This is a genomic window from Dietzia timorensis (assembly GCF_020742175.1).
Classification (GTDB): domain Bacteria; phylum Actinomycetota; class Actinomycetes; order Mycobacteriales; family Mycobacteriaceae; genus Dietzia; species Dietzia timorensis_A.
The window spans coordinates 1-16131 of sequence record NZ_DYXM01000276.1; the positions used below are offsets into that span (position 1 = coordinate 1).

General features: G+C 63.7%; 16 protein-coding genes. 14 read left to right on the forward strand and 2 right to left on the reverse strand.

The window, feature by feature from the left end:
* The 12 genes from K8V11_RS14190 to K8V11_RS14245 all read left to right on the forward strand — a co-directional run.
* On the forward strand, window positions 1-642 hold a 642-nt coding region (locus K8V11_RS14190), incomplete at its 5' end, for a pyridoxal 5'-phosphate synthase lyase subunit PdxS (protein WP_303915657.1).
* Between the two features lie 18 nt (window positions 643-660).
* Window positions 661-1482, forward strand: a complete 822-nt coding sequence (locus tag K8V11_RS14195) for an acyl-CoA thioesterase II (protein ID WP_303915659.1) — start codon at window positions 661-663, stop codon at window positions 1480-1482.
* A gap of 40 nt (window positions 1483-1522) precedes the next feature.
* Entirely contained in the window at window positions 1523-2161 is a 639-nt protein-coding gene (pdxT, locus tag K8V11_RS14200; protein ID WP_303915662.1) for a pyridoxal 5'-phosphate synthase glutaminase subunit PdxT, read from the forward strand.
* 149 nt (window positions 2162-2310) lie between these two features.
* On the forward strand, window positions 2311-3063 hold the full coding sequence (locus K8V11_RS14205) for a YebC/PmpR family DNA-binding transcriptional regulator (RefSeq protein ID WP_303915666.1): 753 nt from the start codon (window positions 2311-2313) through the stop codon (window positions 3061-3063).
* Window positions 3064-3093: 30 nt separating this feature from the next.
* Window positions 3094-3708: a crossover junction endodeoxyribonuclease RuvC gene (gene ruvC, locus K8V11_RS14210; RefSeq protein ID WP_303915669.1), complete on the forward strand. Its 615-nt coding sequence runs from the start codon at window positions 3094-3096 to the stop codon at window positions 3706-3708.
* 55 nt (window positions 3709-3763) lie between these two features.
* Complete coding sequence (gene ruvA, locus K8V11_RS14215) at window positions 3764-4375, forward strand: Holliday junction branch migration protein RuvA (protein ID WP_303915672.1); 612 nt, start codon at window positions 3764-3766, stop codon at window positions 4373-4375.
* 8 nt (window positions 4376-4383) lie between these two features.
* Window positions 4384-5484, forward strand: a complete 1101-nt coding sequence (gene ruvB, locus K8V11_RS14220) for a Holliday junction branch migration DNA helicase RuvB (RefSeq protein ID WP_303915676.1) — start codon at window positions 4384-4386, stop codon at window positions 5482-5484.
* A gap of 97 nt (window positions 5485-5581) precedes the next feature.
* Window positions 5582-5920, forward strand: coding sequence for a preprotein translocase subunit YajC (yajC, locus tag K8V11_RS14225; protein ID WP_303915680.1), 339 nt, complete (start codon window positions 5582-5584; stop codon window positions 5918-5920).
* Window positions 5921-6232: 312 nt separating this feature from the next.
* Window positions 6233-7795, forward strand: coding sequence for a protein translocase subunit SecD (gene secD / locus K8V11_RS14230; protein WP_303915684.1), 1563 nt, complete (start codon window positions 6233-6235; stop codon window positions 7793-7795).
* A complete protein-coding gene (gene secF / locus K8V11_RS14235) occupies window positions 7795-8868 on the forward strand; it encodes a protein translocase subunit SecF (protein WP_303915686.1) in 1074 nt (357 codons plus the stop codon). Before secD ends, secF begins: the two co-directional genes overlap by 1 nt.
* Before the next feature lie 50 nt (window positions 8869-8918).
* Window positions 8919-9452 (forward strand): adenine phosphoribosyltransferase, encoded by a 534-nt coding sequence (locus K8V11_RS14240; protein WP_303915689.1) that lies wholly within the window; start codon window positions 8919-8921, stop codon window positions 9450-9452.
* Between the two features lie 40 nt (window positions 9453-9492).
* Window positions 9493-11823: a bifunctional (p)ppGpp synthetase/guanosine-3',5'-bis(diphosphate) 3'-pyrophosphohydrolase gene (locus tag K8V11_RS14245; protein ID WP_303915692.1), complete on the forward strand. Its 2331-nt coding sequence runs from the start codon at window positions 9493-9495 to the stop codon at window positions 11821-11823.
* Window positions 11824-11913: 90 nt separating this feature from the next.
* On the opposite strand, the gene K8V11_RS14250 is transcribed toward K8V11_RS14245, so the two are convergent.
* On the reverse strand, window positions 11914-12939 hold the full coding sequence (locus K8V11_RS14250) for a peptidylprolyl isomerase (protein WP_303915694.1): 1026 nt from the start codon (window positions 12937-12939) through the stop codon (window positions 11914-11916).
* 212 nt (window positions 12940-13151) lie between these two features.
* On the opposite strand from K8V11_RS14250, the gene K8V11_RS14255 reads away from it, so the two are divergent.
* Both K8V11_RS14255 and hisS read left to right on the forward strand, forming a co-directional pair.
* On the forward strand, window positions 13152-13835 hold the full coding sequence (locus tag K8V11_RS14255; protein WP_303915697.1) for an MBL fold metallo-hydrolase: 684 nt from the start codon (window positions 13152-13154) through the stop codon (window positions 13833-13835).
* 83 nt (window positions 13836-13918) lie between these two features.
* A complete protein-coding gene (gene hisS / locus K8V11_RS14260; RefSeq protein WP_303915699.1) occupies window positions 13919-15196 on the forward strand; it encodes a histidine--tRNA ligase in 1278 nt (425 codons plus the stop codon).
* On the opposite strand, the gene K8V11_RS14265 is transcribed toward hisS, so the two are convergent.
* Window positions 15193-16107 (reverse strand): neutral zinc metallopeptidase, encoded by a 915-nt coding sequence (locus K8V11_RS14265; protein WP_303915702.1) that lies wholly within the window; start codon window positions 16105-16107, stop codon window positions 15193-15195. The two genes, hisS and K8V11_RS14265, sit on opposite strands and share 4 nt — an antisense overlap.
* Between the last annotated feature and the right edge of the window lie 24 nt (window positions 16108-16131).

Sequence of the window (16131 nt, forward strand, 5' to 3'; positions counted from 1 at the left end):
GCCCGCATCGGCCACTTCGTCGAGGCGCAGATCCTGCAGTCGCTGGGCGTGGACTACATCGACGAGTCCGAGGTTCTCACCCCGGCCGACTACTCGAACCACATCGACAAGTTCGACTTCACCGTGCCCTACGTGTGCGGTGCGACCAATCTCGGCGAGGCGCTGCGCCGTATCACCGAGGGCGCGGCGATGATTCGTTCCAAGGGCGAGGCCGGCACGGGCGACGTCTCCAACGCCACCACCCACATGCGCCAGATTCGCGGCGAGATCCGCAAGCTCTCCTCGCTGCCCGAGGACGAGCTCTACGTGGCCGCCAAGGAGCTCCAGGCGCCGTACCCGCTGGTCGCCGAGGTCGCGCGCGAGGGCAAGCTGCCCGTCGTGCTCTTCACTGCCGGTGGTATCGCGACGCCGGCGGATGCCGCGATGATGATGCAGCTCGGCGCCGAGGGTGTGTTCGTCGGTTCGGGCATCTTCAAGTCCGGGAATCCGGAACAGCGCGCGAAGGCGATCGTCGAGGCCACCGCGAACTACGACGATCCGGACGTGCTTGCCCGCGTCTCGCGTGGACTCGGCGAGGCCATGGTCGGCATCAACGTCGACGATCTTCCCGAGCCGCACCGCCTCGCCGAGCGCGGCTGGTAGACGGAGGAGAGCGCAGCAATGCCTTCACTTTCTCAGGTCACCGACATCGAGAGGATCGACCGGGACCTCTACCGCGGCGAGCCGATGGATTCGCAGCTGATCCGCACCTACGGCGGACAGATCGCGTGCCAGACGCTCACCGCGGCGGTGCGCACGGTCGAGGACGACCGTTCGGTGCATTCGCTTCACGGATACTTTCTGCGCGCGGGCGACCCGAAAAAATCCACCGTGTTCACGGTGGACCGTGTGCGCGATGGCCGTTCGTTCAGCACGCGGCGGGTATCCGCTCTGCAAGAAGGCGAGGTCATCTTTTCGATGAGCGCCTCGTTCCACGTGGGCGGTCAGGAGGGCCTCGAGCACCAGGACCAGATGCCCGAAGTGGTCGGTCCCGAGGATCTGACCAACATCCGCGACCTCGAGTTCAGCGGCCAGCCCAAGGCCTTCTTCGACGAGTGGACCGAGTGGGACATCCGCTTCATCCCCGCCGACCAGCAGAAGCTGTACCCGGTTCTCGCGGCCCAGCAGCGCGTGTGGTTCCGCTACACCGGCGAGCTGTCCGACGATCCGAACGATCACGTGTGCGCCCTGGCCTACATGTCGGATATGACCCTGCTCGGTTCCGCCCGGGTCCCGCACCCGGGAGTGGAAATTCAGGAAGCCTCGCTCGACCACGCGATGTGGTTCCAGCGCCCATTCCGCGCCGACGAATGGTTGCTGTACGACCAGACCTCGCCGTCCGCGTCGCATGGACGTTCGCTCACCCAGGGGCGCATTTTCGACGCGCACGGAAACGTCGTCGCCGCGGTCACCCAAGAAGGACTCACCCGCACGGGCGGCTGAACCGCCGCGCGGGGGTCCGCGACTTGAATATTAGGAACTCATGCCCCAGGTTTCTCCCGCCCGAATAGGCGTTCTCGCCGTTCAGGGCAATTTTCGCGAGCACATCGCGAGTCTCGACGCATGCGGCGCCGAAACGGTGCGCGTACGCCGCCCGTCGGATCTGGAGGGCATCGACGGGCTCGTGTTCCCCGGCGGGGAGTCGACCGCGATGTCCAACCTCATCCGCCTACACGAGCTGGAAGCGCCACTGCGCTCTGCACTCGCCGGCGGGCTACCGGTCTACGGCTCCTGCGCAGGCATGATCCTGCTCGCCGGCGAGGTACTCGACACCCGCGACGACGCCCTCAACTTCTCTGCACTCGACATCACCGTGCGCCGAAACGCGTTCGGGCGCCAGGTCGACTCATTCGAAACCGACATCCCGTTTGACGGCGGAGACCGCATCCACGCGGTGTTCATCCGCGCCCCGTGGGTGGAGAAGGTCGGCCCCGACGCGAAGGTTCTCGCCGAAGTCGCCGATGATTCCGGCGCCCCGGTGGCCGTTGCGGTCCAGCAGGGGGGCGCACTCGTCACGTCCTTCCACCCCGAACTCACCGACGATCTGTCGGTACACGAACACTTCCTGCAGATGGTCAACTTTCGCGCCGAAGGCCCGGGACGCCGCAGCGCTGTGCCGTAGCCGTGCGCTCGCTTCGGTCACGTTTAGACTGGAGGGAAAGCGTTGCACGGTTTCGCCGACAATTCTGCCCAGGCGGTACGAGGTTTTCGCATCCGGTGCGCGCGCGGACACATTGACTTCTCACGTTCCATTCCTAGAAGGAGGCGCTCATGTCGGGCCATTCCAAGTGGGCAACCACCAAGCACAAGAAGGCCGCGATCGACGCCAAGCGCGGCAAGCTCTTCGCCAAGCTCGTCAAGAACATCGAGGTCGCGGCACGCACCGGCGGTGGCGACCCCGCCGGCAACCCGACTCTTTACGACGCGATCCAGAAGGCGAAAAAGAACTCCGTCCCGCAGGACAACGTCGAGCGCGCCCGTAAGCGCGGCGCGGGCGAGGAAGCAGGCGGCGCCAACTGGGAAACCATCATGTACGAGGGCTACGGCCCTGGCGGTGTCGCTGTGCTCATCGAGTGCCTCACCGACAATCGCAATCGCGCGGCCGGCGAGGTTCGAACCGCTATGACACGCAACGGTGGCAATATGGCCGATCCGGGTTCGGTGTCCTATCTGTTCAGCCGTAAGGGCGAGGTTGTTCTCGACAAGGGCGACAAGACCGAGGACGACATCCTTATGGCTGTGCTCGAGGCCGGGGCCGATGAGGTGAACGACCTGGGCGAACAGTTCGAGGTCGTTTCCGAGCCGACCGATCTCGTCGCGGTCCGTACCGCGCTGCAGGAAGAGGGCATCGATTACGATTCCGCCGAACTCGGCTTCCGCGCCTCGGTTGAGGTCGAAGCCGATGCGGAACTGGCCCGCAAGGTGTTCAAGCTTATCGACGCACTCGAGGATTCGGACGACGTGCAGAACGTCTACAGCAACATCGATGTCTCCGACGACGTGCTCGCCGAGCTCGACGCGTAGCGGTCCACCAGTTTTAGGAGCATGTAAAAGATGCGCGTCATGGGAGTCGACCCCGGACTGACGCGCTGCGGCATGGCGCTCGTCGAGACGGGTAAAGGACGCGACGTCGTCGCGTTGGACGTTGACGTTGTCCGTACCCCCTCGGATGAGCGCCTCGAGCTTCGCCTCAAGTCGATTTTCGAGGCCGCGTGTGAATGGATGGACGTCCACCAGCCCGACATCCTCGCGATCGAGAGGGTGTTCGCACAGAACCAGCGCAGCACGGCGATGGGGACCGCACAGGCGGCGGGGGTCGTGGCGCTTGCCGCCTCGTATCGATCGATTCCGGTGGACTTTCGTACGCCGTCCGAGGTCAAGGCCGCCATTACTGGAAATGGGCGTGCGGACAAGAAGCAGGTCACCACTATGGTTACGCGCATTCTCGGACTCCAGAAGCCTCCACAGCCTGCCGACGCCGCGGACGCCCTTGCGTTGGCGGTGTGCCATGCCTGGCGCGCCCCGGCCGAATCCCTGACCGCATCGCACGCCGGCACGGGTCAGGGGACTTTGTCGGGGTATGAGGCTAAGGTGGCTGCCGCGCTCAGTCAGCGCACCGATGCCGGCGAGTCGGCGGTCAGACAGCGCCCCTCGAATAAGATTCGTTAGCTCGAGGTCAGGTCGGCCTGTCGCACCACGGAACTAGGAAGAGGCACACGTACGAATGATTTCCACGCTGAGGGGCCGAGTCCTCGAGGTCGCATTGGGGCACTGCGTCATCGAGGCCGGAGGGGTCGGAATCCTCGTGCACGCGACGCCTACGGCACTGTCGACAATGCGCCGCGGGGAGGAAGGTTTCCTCCACACCACACTCGTCGTGCGGGAAGATTCGTTGACGCTCTACGGGTTCGAGTCGTCCGCCGCCCGGGAAGTGTTCGGACTCGTTCAGGGAGTCAGTGGTATCGGTCCCCGCATCGCGCTTGCTGTGGTGGCAACGATGGACCCTGCCGACCTCGCGACGGCTGTCGCGAACGAGGACGTCAAGACGATTCAACGCGTGCCCGGAGTGGGCAAACGCACCGCCGAGAGGATGATCCTCGACCTGCGTGAAAAACTCGACGCATACGCCGATAACGGCGCCGCCCCCGACGCCTCGAACGGAACGACTGCCGTGGCCGTCGGCGGCCACGCCGACGTGATCACTGCGCTCGAAGGACTCGGTTTTCCCACCAAGGACGCCGCTGCGGCCGTCGCGAAGGTCTCGGAAGGCGAGCCGGACGTGGACTCAGCTGCCCTACTTCGACTCGCGCTCAAGCAACTTGGACCGGGTAAGTAGGGGAGACCATGACGCAGTTCTACGACGGCGCTGAAAGTGACCCCGAGACCGAGCTCGAGGTCACGGCCACATCGATTACCCCCTTTGATTCCGATGCGGAAACGGCGCTTCGACCGCGCAGCCTCGACGAGTTTGTCGGTCAGGACTCGGTTCGAGAGCAGCTCCGCGTAGTCCTAACCGCGGCGAAGGCGCGTGATGAGGCTCCCGATCATCTCCTATTCGCCGGTCCGCCTGGGCTGGGAAAAACCTCGCTGGCGATGATCGTGGCTGCGGAGGTCAACGGCGCTCTCCGCCTCACCTCGGGCCCGGCGCTGGTAAGGGCAGGAGATCTGGCTTCGATCCTGACGAACCTGCAGCCTGGGGATGTTCTCTTCATCGACGAAATCCACCGGATGGCCCGCGAGGCCGAGGAAATGCTGTACCTCGCCATGGAGGACTACCGCATCGACGTCATGGTCGGAAAAGGTCCCGGAGCGAACTCCATCTCCCTCGATATCGCGCCGTTTACCCTGGTCGGCGCGACGACACGATCCGGATCCCTCACCGGACCATTGCGAGACCGATTCGGTTTCACCGCAACGATGGACTTCTACGAGGATGCGGATCTGGCCCACATCGTTACCCGAACTGCGGGGATACTCGCGGTTCCACTCGAGGAGCGCGCGGCTGTCGAAATTGCCCGACGTTCACGTGGAACACCGCGCGTTGCCAATCGCCTTCTTCGCCGCGTGCGAGATTACGCCGAGGTCAAGAGCGATGGTCGGATCACACTGGAATTGGCTGATTCCGCGCTGCGAGTGTACGAAGTCGATGCAATCGGCCTGGACAAGTTGGACCGGGCCGTTCTGCGAGCCCTCATGCAAATCCACGGCGGAGGTCCGGTCGGGCTCGGGAGCATCGCCGTCGCTGTCGGAGAGGAACGCTCTACTTTGGAAGAGGTCTGCGAGCCCTACCTCGTGCGAGCAGGCCTCATGGCGCGTACCCCGCGCGGCCGGGTCGCGACTCCGGCGGCCTGGGATCATATGGGGCTCCGGCAGTCGGAGTACACACAACGTGCCCCGTCAGACGAAGACCCGAATTCAACCGGCGAGGGCGGGCTATTTCCGTAGTACGTCGCCCTCGCCCTAGTGTGCTGTTGCTCACGCTAAACCGGTAGGCTTTCGCGGGCGTAGGAAAAATTGTCCTTAGATTTGGAGTGAATTACCCATGGAATTGTTGCTGCCGCTTCTCATTGTCGTGCTCTTCGGCTTGATGATCATGCAGATGGTTCGTCAACGGAAGACGATGAAGGAAGTTCAGGGGCTCCAGAACAGTCTTCAGCCCGGCGACCTTGTGATGACCACCGCGGGCCTGCACGCAAAGGTGGTGGCAACTTCCGAGGCGACACTCGATCTCGAAATCGCTCCGGGCGTCGTGTCCACTTGGGATCGCCGAGTTATTCGCGAGCGAATTACTCCGCAGGAGCAGCCTGCGACCCAGGATTTCAATTCCACAGAGTCCCCTGAGACTCCGGACAACCCCACGGGACCCGAGTCCGAGAAGTAATTCCCATCCGCGCCGCGCCGCGCAAAGTGTTTGCGCTCGCTGCATTTGGAGCGGGTAGAGTAAACGGGCCTCGCTTGCCGATAGCTGCTGCGAGTAGGACCCACGAAGTAGCTCCGATTGCCGGGGCGGGCCCGCGGCAATGAGCTGCCTCTCCAAGGGGCTCATCGTCGTTGCCGGCCACTAAGTGCAAGGAAAGACACCTCTACGTTGACTGCACCCAAAACGAACCGACGGAAAGATTCGCGACCACGTCCGTGGTGGTTGATGTCGATCTTCGGCCTTGTCACGATTTTTCTTTACCTACTCGCGTTCATGACGTCTTCGGGCGCGTTCGCACCGAAGCTGGGTATCGACCTGCAAGGCGGCACGCGAGTAACACTTGTACCGCGCGGTGAGCCCGACGAGGAGTCGATGCAGCAAGCCACCGACATCATTCGCGAGCGGGTCAACGGCCTCGGTGTTTCCGGGGCCGAGGTCGTTCTCGACGGAAGTAACATCGTCCTCACGGTTCCGGGCGAAGACGCGACGGCGGCCCGCGACCTGGGTGAGACCTCGAAGCTCACGATCCGCCCTGTGGTGCAGGTCGTCCCCATGGCCGACCCGTTCAATTTCGAACCGACGCCGGACACCGCCGGGGACCAGGCAGCCGCGGAAAAGGCGATCGAGGATGCCCGCGCGGAACGCCAAGGTGATGATCAGGCCGCGCTTCAGCAGAAGCTCAATACGTGGAATTGTCCGGAAACCGATCTGCTCGCCGGCGTCGATAACCCTGACCAGTACCTGCTCGCTTGTGGCGATGGACAGAAATACCTTCTCGCCCCTCAACCCAAGGTCGACGGAGCTCCCGAGGGGCCGGCAGGCTATCTCGACGGCGAGAAGATCCAGCGAGACTCGGTGAGCGCGGGTTTCGACCAGCAGCGCGGTCAGATCCAAGTCGCCTTCCGTTTCAATGGTGGCCCCGTCAATGCGTCGATGACCTGGTCGCAGCTCACCCAGGAGTACCTGAACCAACAAGTCGCCATCCTCATGGACAACGAGGTCATCAGTGCGCCGGTCATCCAGGGCGTCACGCCGCCCGGCTCGCAGACCTCGATCACAGGCCTGGATGATATGGACACCGCTCAGTCGCTGGCATCCAATCTCCGCTTTGGCGCACTTCCGGTCTCATTCGAAGAGCCTAACGTTGACAACGTCCCGGCGAGCCTCGGTCAGGCCTCACTGGAGGCCGGGCTCCTGGCAGGCGCCGTCGGGCTGCTCCTCATCCTCGGATATTCGCTGCTGTACTACCGAGTCATCGGTCTCCTTGCCTTCCTGTCGCTGGTATTCGCAATCGTGCTCACCTACGGCGTGCTGGTACTGCTGGGCAATTGGATCGGGTACACCCTCGACCTCGCAGGCGTTGCCGGCGTCATCATCGGTATCGGCATGACCGCCGACTCTTTCGTCGTCTACTTCGAACGAATAAAGGACGAACTCCGCGAAGGGCACAAATTCAGATCGGCAGTGCCTCGCGGCTGGAAGAACGCCTCCCGCACCATCGTGACGGGCAATATGGTGTCTGTCATCGGCGCCGTCGTGCTCTACGTACTGGCCATCGGTGAGGTTCGTGGATTCGCGTTCACACTCGGCCTCACGACAATCATGGACATCCTGGTCGCGTTCACCATCATGTGGCCGTTGGTGTACCTCGCGTCCACGAAGCCGGTCTTTTCGAAGAACTCGATGAACGGCCTCGGCGCGATGGAAGACCTTCGCGTCAAGGCTGCAGCCGAGCACCGTAGCGAGGCCTCGCGACGAAATACCGCAGCGTCCGAGCAAGCCGCGACCACAGCCGGCAGCACACCTTCTTCTCAGTCCAAGGGGGACGACGCCTGATGAGCACCACAATCGATAAGCCGAAGGGCTCGGCGGACGCTCCCGTACCAGGTGACACGGCGAAAAAGGAAAGCTGGCTCAACCGCCTATACACGGGTACCGGTGGCTTCCCAATCGTCCAGAAGCGCAAGTTCTATTACGCGCTATCACTGATCATTCTCCTCATCTGCCTCGGCAGCATCGTATTCCGCGGCTTCGCTCTAGGCATCGATTTCGAGGGCGGAACCAAGCTGTCGGTCCCGGCTGCGGGGGTGGATACGGAGGTCGCTTCGCAGATCGTTTCGGATGCGACCGGGGAAGAGGTCGCCGAGGCGCAGCTCATCGGCGCCGGCGGCGGCCGCCAGGTCGAGATCCAGATGCCGTTCCTGAGCACGCAACAGATCACGGACGCGAAAAACGCGCTGTTCGAGGAATACCAACCGGTGAACGCTGCCGGAGAAGTCTCACCCAACGCCATCGGTGATTCGAACCGTTCGGAATCCTGGGGCAGCGCCGTCACCAAACAGGCGGTCATCGCGCTGATCGCTTTCGTCGCGATCGTCTTCGTCTACATCATGATTCGATTCGAGGCAGCCATGTCTGCGGCCGCGATGGCATCGATGTTGTATGTCCTCGTGTTCACGGCGGGCATCTATTCGATCGTAGGCTGGGAAGTGACCCCCGCTATGGTCATCGGTCTGCTCACAATTCTCGGTTTCGCCCTGTACGACACCGTCGTCGTCTTCGACAAAGTGCAGGAGAACACTGCGGGCATAAGGCACAGATCGAAGTTCACCTACGCCGAAGAAGCCAACCTCGCCGTCAACCAGACGCTCATGAGATCGATCAACACCACGGTGATCTCGCTGCTGCCGCTCGCGGCGCTCGTCATCATCGCAGTGGTTATCCTCGGTGTCGGCACGCTGCGCGACCTGGCTCTTGTCCAGGTCGTGGGCATCTTCACCGGTACGTTGTCGTCCATTTTCCTGGCGACACCTCTACTGGTCGACATCAAAAACCGCCGCAAGGACATCAAGAAGCACGACGAGGCGGTACTGCGGCGGAGGCAGCAAGCGGAAGCGGCGTCCTCCTAGCTACCGAGCACAACAGGTTCATCAGGCACCACACGAGGATGGTTTCGGCTATGAGCGATTTCAGTGCCGCCAACGCGCTGATCGAACGGCACGCACGCCGCGTGCCCGATTTCCCGACGACCGGAGTCGAGTTCATCGACCTCACGCCGGTATTGGCCGACTCGGAAGCGTTCGACTGCGTTATCGACGCGCTCGGTGGCGAATGGTCGGACATCGACCTCGTAGCGGGGCTGGACGCGCGCGGTTTCCTCCTCGGCGCGGCAGTGGCTATGCACCTGAACACGGGCGTACTCGCCATTCGCAAGGCGGGGAAGCTGCCGCCCCCGGTGTTCTCACGCACGTATCAACTCGAATATGGCGAAGCCACCCTCGAAATTCCCGCCGAAGGCGTCGAACTGGCAGGTAAACGCGTCCTCGTCGTTGACGACGTACTCGCAACAGGTGGCACGGTGGCCGCCGCAGTCGAGTTGCTCGGAGAGGCGGGCGCGGAGGTCGCGGGTATTTCTGTGGTACTTGAGGTCCCCGGATTGGGCGGTCGCGATAAACTCGTCGGACATAACGTTCGCTGTCTTTCCGCCGGATAGGTTGCGAACGAACCACGTCGCCTGAGAGGGGGAGGCCTAAATGACCGTCGCTAATCCCGGTCCGAACCCCGAAGACAGGCGCACTCAACCTCTGCCCGTGGCCAATCCCAAGGCCACCAGAGGCGTCTACGCCCGGTGGGCCCGGAGGATGACGGCGCCGCGCACATCCGCGACACCGCTCGTGCTCGAGCCGCTCCTGCGCGTACACCGGCGCTACCATCCCAAAGCCGACGCCCAGCTTCTCGCTCGCGCCTATCGGCTGGCCGAGCGGAAGCACGAAGGCGTTCTCCGTAAGTCCGGCGACCCTTATATCACCCACCCTCTGGCCGTCGCGACGATCTGCGCGGAAATGGGCATGGACACGACCACGCTCGTCGCGGCGCTACTGCACGACACGGTCGAGGACACCGATTACACTCTCGACCAGCTACGCACCGATTTCGGCGATATCGTCGGCCACCTCGTCGACGGGGTGACCAAACTCGACAAGGTCAAATTCGGCGAAACCGCCGAGGCCGAGACGATCCGCAAGATGATCGCAGCGATGGCCAAGGATCCGCGCGTGCTCGTGATCAAGGTGGCCGACCGCCTACACAACATGCGCACGATGCGGTTCCTGCGCCCGGAGAAGCAGGCGAAGAAGGCACGCGAAACCCTCGAGGTGATCGCTCCGCTCGCGCACCGTCTCGGAATGGCGACCATCAAATGGGAGCTCGAGGATCTCGCCTTCGCGATTCTGGAGCCGAAGAAGTACCAAGAGATCGTCCGTCTCGTCGCCGACCGCGCGCCCAGTCGCGACGTGTACATCCGGACGGTGAAGGACCTACTCACCAAGGAGCTGCGGTCCTCGCATATCCATGCGACCGTCGATGGCCGCCCCAAGCACTACTGGTCGATTTACCAGAAGATGATGATCCGCGGCCGCGCGTTCGACGAGATCCACGATCTCGTCGGCATCCGCATTCTGTGCGACTCCGTACGCGACTGCTATGCAGCCGTCGGCGTCGTCCATTCGCTGTGGGCGCCTATGCCGGGCCGATTCAAGGACTATATCGCCGCGCCACGGTTCGGCGTGTACCAGTCACTGCACACCTCCGTCATGGGTCCGGAGGGCAAACCCCTGGAGATCCAGGTCCGCACGCACGAAATGCACCATGCCGCCGAATACGGCATCGCCGCGCATTGGCGATACAAGGAGACCAAGGGCCGGCACGACGGGGACGCCGCGGATATCGACGAGATGGCGTACCTACGCCAGCTGCTGTCGTGGCAGGCGGAAGCCGAGGACCCGAGTGAGTTCCTCGACAGCCTGCGCTTTGCGATCAATTCAAAGGACATTTTCGTCTTCACCCCGAAGGGGAAGGCAATCAGTCTGCCTCAGGGCGCCACGCCCGTCGATTTCGCGTACGCCGTGCACACGGAGGTCGGGCACCGCTGCATCGGGGCGAAGGTCGACGGCAAGCTCGTCGCGCTTGAGAAACCGCTCACCAACGGCGTCACGGTGGAGATCTTCACCGCGAAGGACTCGGGTGCCGGCCCGAGCCGTGACTGGCAGAACTTCGTCGTCACAGGCCGCGCGAAGACGGCTATCCGCCAGTGGTTTGCCAAGGAGCGCCGATCGGAAGCACTCGAGCGCGGTAAGGAACAGATCGCTCGGGAAATCCGACGCTCGGGCGCCCCGATTCACAGGCTATTTTCCAACGACTCGCTTACCGCGGTCGCCAGGGAATTGTCCTACTCCGACGTCACTGCTCTGTATACGGCGGTGGGCGAGGGGCACCTGTCGGCCACGCATGTGTTGTCCAAGCTGATCGCCGATTTCGGCGGCAGTGAGGAGGTTTCCGAGGAGCTCGCCGAGCGCTCGTCGAACAAGAAGGTGCCGAAGGCCAATCTCAGCGAGCGGACGACGGCTTCCGGCGTGCTCGTCGACGGTCTTGAGGATGTCGTGGTCAAGCTCGCCCGCTGCTGCACGCCGGTGCCCGGGGACGACATTCTGGGCTTCGTCACCCGTACCGGCACCGTCAGCGTGCACAGGACAGACTGCACGAACGCAGCCGAGTTGAAGCGCGAGGCGGAAAGGCTGGTCAAGGTCGAATGGTCCGGCGCCGAACCGGATGGGCTCTACCTCGTCGCCGTGCAGGTGGAGGCTCTCGACCGGCAGCGGCTGCTGTCCGACATCACCAAGGCAATCGCCGACGAGAACGTGAATATCCTCTCGGCGACCTTGCAGATGAAGGACGACAACAGGGTGACCATCTCGAGGTACTCGTTCGAAATGGCCAACCCCGGCCACCTCGGGCAGGTGCTGTCCTCGGTGCGCCGCGTGGAAGGCGTCTACGACGCGTACCGCATCACGAACTCCTCGAACTAGCGCGGTCACTGCAGTCGCCACCGCGAGACGAGAAAACCCGGTCCGAGAAAGAATCTCGGACCGGGTTCTTCGCGAAGGAAGCGATTGCCGCTAGGCCGGAGCCTCGGCCATCTTGGCTTCCTCGCTCAGCTCGGGCTTCTCCGGCTTGGCCGGCACCTCTTCTTCGTCAGAGATGACGGCCTTCTCGATCTTGACTTCCTTCTTCGGCACCTCGGAGTCGGGGTTCTGCGTGTCGTCGCTCTTGGTGCCCTGGTCGGCGATCTTGTCGAGCGTCTTGAGGCCCTCTTCGCCGATGCTGCCGACGACCGAGTATTCTGGGGGCAGGTTCGAGTCCTCGTAGACGAGGAAGAACTGCGAGCCGGCCGAGTTGGGTGCCTGGCCCTTTGCCATTGCCACCGTCCCGCGCGGGTAGACGGCGGTCTGTCCGTCGGCGCCGGGCTCGAGATCCGTCGGCGGTTCGTCCTGCACGTTGTAACCGGGACCGCCCAGGCCGGTGCCGGTCGGGTCGCCGCACTGAAGCACGGACAGTCCGCCGCCCATGGCCGCGGCCTGGTCCGGATCGGTCTTGGTCAGACGGTGGCAGATGGTGTCGTCAAAGTACTTCTGATCCACCAGCCCCAGCAGACTCGCGGTGTTGCACGGCGCCTTGGCGCGGTCGAGAGTGAGGTCGATGTCGCCGCTGTTGGTGGTGATGTCGACGTCCGCGGTGCCGTGACGGTACTGGTCGCCCTCCGGCGGATCGGCGGAGACCTTTTCCTTCTTGGCGATCTCGATCTTGTCGTTGAGATCCTCGTACTGCTTGCGGGTCGCCTCATCCGCCTGATCGATCTGCTCCTGCGGAATCGGTTCCATCTGATCGTCCGCAGAGGGTGCGTAGTCGCACTCCGCCCAGTCGGCGAGATAGGCGTCCATCGCCTCCTGCTCGGCGGCGATCTGGTTCTCGTGCATGTTCTCGCGCACCTTCATCGTGACGCCGGTCGCCACGAGTCCCAGCACGATGACCGAGGCCACCGCCACGAGGGTCATGGTGGTCCGCTTCTCGCGCTTCTTCTGTGCAGCGAGCTCGTCGCGCAGCCGTTGCCGCGCCTCAGCCCGGCGTTCCTCATTCGTGGACACTAACTCTCCCGGTCTGCTCGGCTAGCGAGTTCGCTAGCTAATAGGGTGCAATGAGGAGGTCCGGGTGTCACTCGGAGCCAGCGACACCGCACCTCGTCCAGCGAACCAGCCTAGCGCCAACATGCTTAGTCCCGTGGAACCAAGGGCTATGTTCCGGCAAAGGATCGGGTAATTTTTCTCGCTCGGACGATAAGACAAGGAGAGTGGACGGCATGAAGATCCTCGGTTTCCCAGCGGGAATGTTCCAGACGAACTGCTACATCGTCGTCGGTGAGGACTCGCGCTGCGTCGTCATCGACCCCGGTCAGGACGCCGCACCGCGGGTGCGCGAGCTTCTGGAATCCGGCGGCCTCACCCCTGAGGCGGTACTGCTTACCCACGGGCACCTCGACCACACCTGGAACGTCCGCGAGGTCGCCGATCATTACGAGATCCCGACGCTCATCCATCCCGACGACCGCTACATGCTCACCGACCCGGCCAAGGGGATGTCCGCGGACACCGCGAGCTTCCTCCAGGGGCAGGAGTTCGCCGAGCCGAAGGTCGTGGTGGAGATGTTTGACGGCGAGGAACTCGAATATGCCGGGCTGCGCTTCAGCGTCGACCATGCCCCGGGACACAGCGAGGGCTCGGTGTCCTTCACGACTACCGCCGATATCGAGGCCGAAGGTGGGTCGATGTCCGATGTGACCGTGATGTTCGGCGGAGATGTCTTGTTCAACGGTGGAATTGGCCGAACCGATCTACCCGGCGGGGATCACGAGGTGCTTCTCGCCTCTATCGCGAAGAAGTTCCTGTCCAGGGACGACGACGTCGTGGTGTTGCCGGGCCACGGACCGCAGACGACGATCGGCCAGGAGCGCGCGGCCAATCCATTCCTGCGCGGACTCGGCTAGACCCAGCGCGCATTCTCTCGCACTGACGGTGTACGCTACCTGGTGTTTTAAGGTTATAGTTCCCCCTCCTGGAAAGGTCCTCGGTGTCTGGTTCTGAGTCGAAGGGCAAGAAGACCAAGTTCAGCGCGCCCAAGGGCATCCCGGACTACGTGCCACAGGAATCGGCCGAGTTCCTCGCGGTGCGCGGCGCGATCCTCACCGCGGCCGAACGCGCCGGGTACGGGTACATCGAGCTCCCCATTTTCGAGGACACCACTCTTTTTGCGCGCGGGGTAGGGGAATCGACCGACGTCGTCAGCAAGGAGATGTACACCTTTGCCGACCGTGGGGACCGCTCGGTGACGTTGCGGCCCGAGGGCACTGCCGGCGTGATTCGCGCCGTCATCGAGCACGGGCTCGACCGCGGCCAACTGCCGGTCAAACTGCGCTACGCCGGGCCGTTCTTTCGGTACGAGCGTCCGCAGGCGGGGCGCTACCGCCAGCTCCAGCAGGCCGGCATCGAGGCGATCGGGGTCGATGACCCGGCTCTCGACGCCGAGGTCATCGCCATCGCCGACGAGAGCTTCAAACGGCTCGGCCTCACCGGTTACCGCCTCGACCTCACCTCGCTCGGCGACATGCAATCGCGGGCGCCGTACCGGGAGAAGCTCCAGTCCTTCCTTTCCGGCCTGGACCTCGACGAGGCAACGAAGGAGCGCGCGGCGATCAATCCGTTGCGGGTGCTCGACGATAAGCGCCCGGAGGTTCGCGAGCAGCTCGCCGACGCCCCGCTCATGCTCGACAACCTCTCGGACGACGCTGCCGAGCACTTTGCCGAGGTTCGCGGCCACCTCGACGCGATGGGCGTCGACTACACGATCAACCCGCGGCTGGTGCGCGGGCTCGACTACTACACGAAGACCACGTTCGAGTTCGTCCACGAGGGCCTCGGAGCACAGTCCGGCATCGGCGGCGGTGGCCGCTACGACGGACTCATGGCGCAGCTCGGCGGGCAGGAACTTTCGGGGGTCGGCTTCGGCATCGGCGTCGACCGGACGATGCTCGCGCTGCGCGCCGAAGGCGTCGACGCGGCCCCGGCTGCTCGGGTCGACGTGTACGGGGTCGCTCTCGGAGCCGAGGCGCGGGCGGCGATGGTCCCGCTACTTGCCTCGCTTCGTGACGCCGGACTGCGGGTCGATATGGCTTACGGCAATCGCGGTATGAAGGGCGCGTTCAAGGGCGCGGACCGCTCCGGCGCCGCACACACCCTTGTGCTCGGCGAACAGGAAATCGCCGAGGGCAACTGCATCATCAAGAACATGGCGGACGGTCAACAGCGCACCGTCGCGTTGAACGAGGTCGTCGCGGCTCTCGCCGGCTAGATCTGGGCGTCGAAGGTGTTGCAGGCCTCGACGGAACCATTCTGGTAGCCGTTGACGAACCATGTGCGCCGCATGTCGGAAGATCCGTGGGTCCATGAGCTCGGGTCGACACGGCCCGAGCCGAGACTCTGGATGTGATCGTCGCCGATCGCCTCCGCGGACCGAACGATCTCGTCGATATCCGACTCTGTGAGGGACTCGAGCAGCGGTAGGTCGCCGCCTGGAGCCGGCGTCGTCGTCGCGTAGTGGGCCCAGATGCCCGCATAACAGTCCGCCTGCAACTCCACCCGTACAGCTCCCGAACTCTCACCTTGCGGGTCCTGCTGGGAGCGGCGGATATCGCCGAGCAGGGTCTGCACGTGGTGGCCGAACTCGTGCGCAACCACGTACATCTGGGACGCCGGGGCGTTCGATCCGCCCAGCTGCCCCGCAAGCACCTGGTCGAAGAACTCCGGATCGAGGTAGACGATGTTATCGGCGGGGCAGTAGAACGGCCCCATCGCCGAATCCCCGGTGCCGCAACCTGTGGATATCTGCCCGGAGAACAGGTTCGTATGCGCCTGCTCATAGCGCATGCCGGTCTGCTCCGGCAGCTGCGCGTTCCACACGTCCTCGAGGCTCTCGGTTGTCGCGACGATGCGGCACACGGTGTCCGTATTGGCGACTTCCAGGGTGCACGAATCGATCTGGTCCTGGAATTGCTGTGCCGAGGCGTCCGTGCCCATATTTCCGCCGCCACCGAGGGCGCCGGTGTTGACGCCCAGCTCGGACGGGTTGATCCCGAACATGACGGCAACGAGCACCACCACGATGCCGCCGACGCCTCCGCCCAATGCGACCCCGCGGCCGCGCCCGCCGCCTCCACCGGACACGCCCGAGGTGTCGAGGCTTCCCTGCCTTCTGAACGTCATGGGGTTTCTCCTCGTGTGGAACGT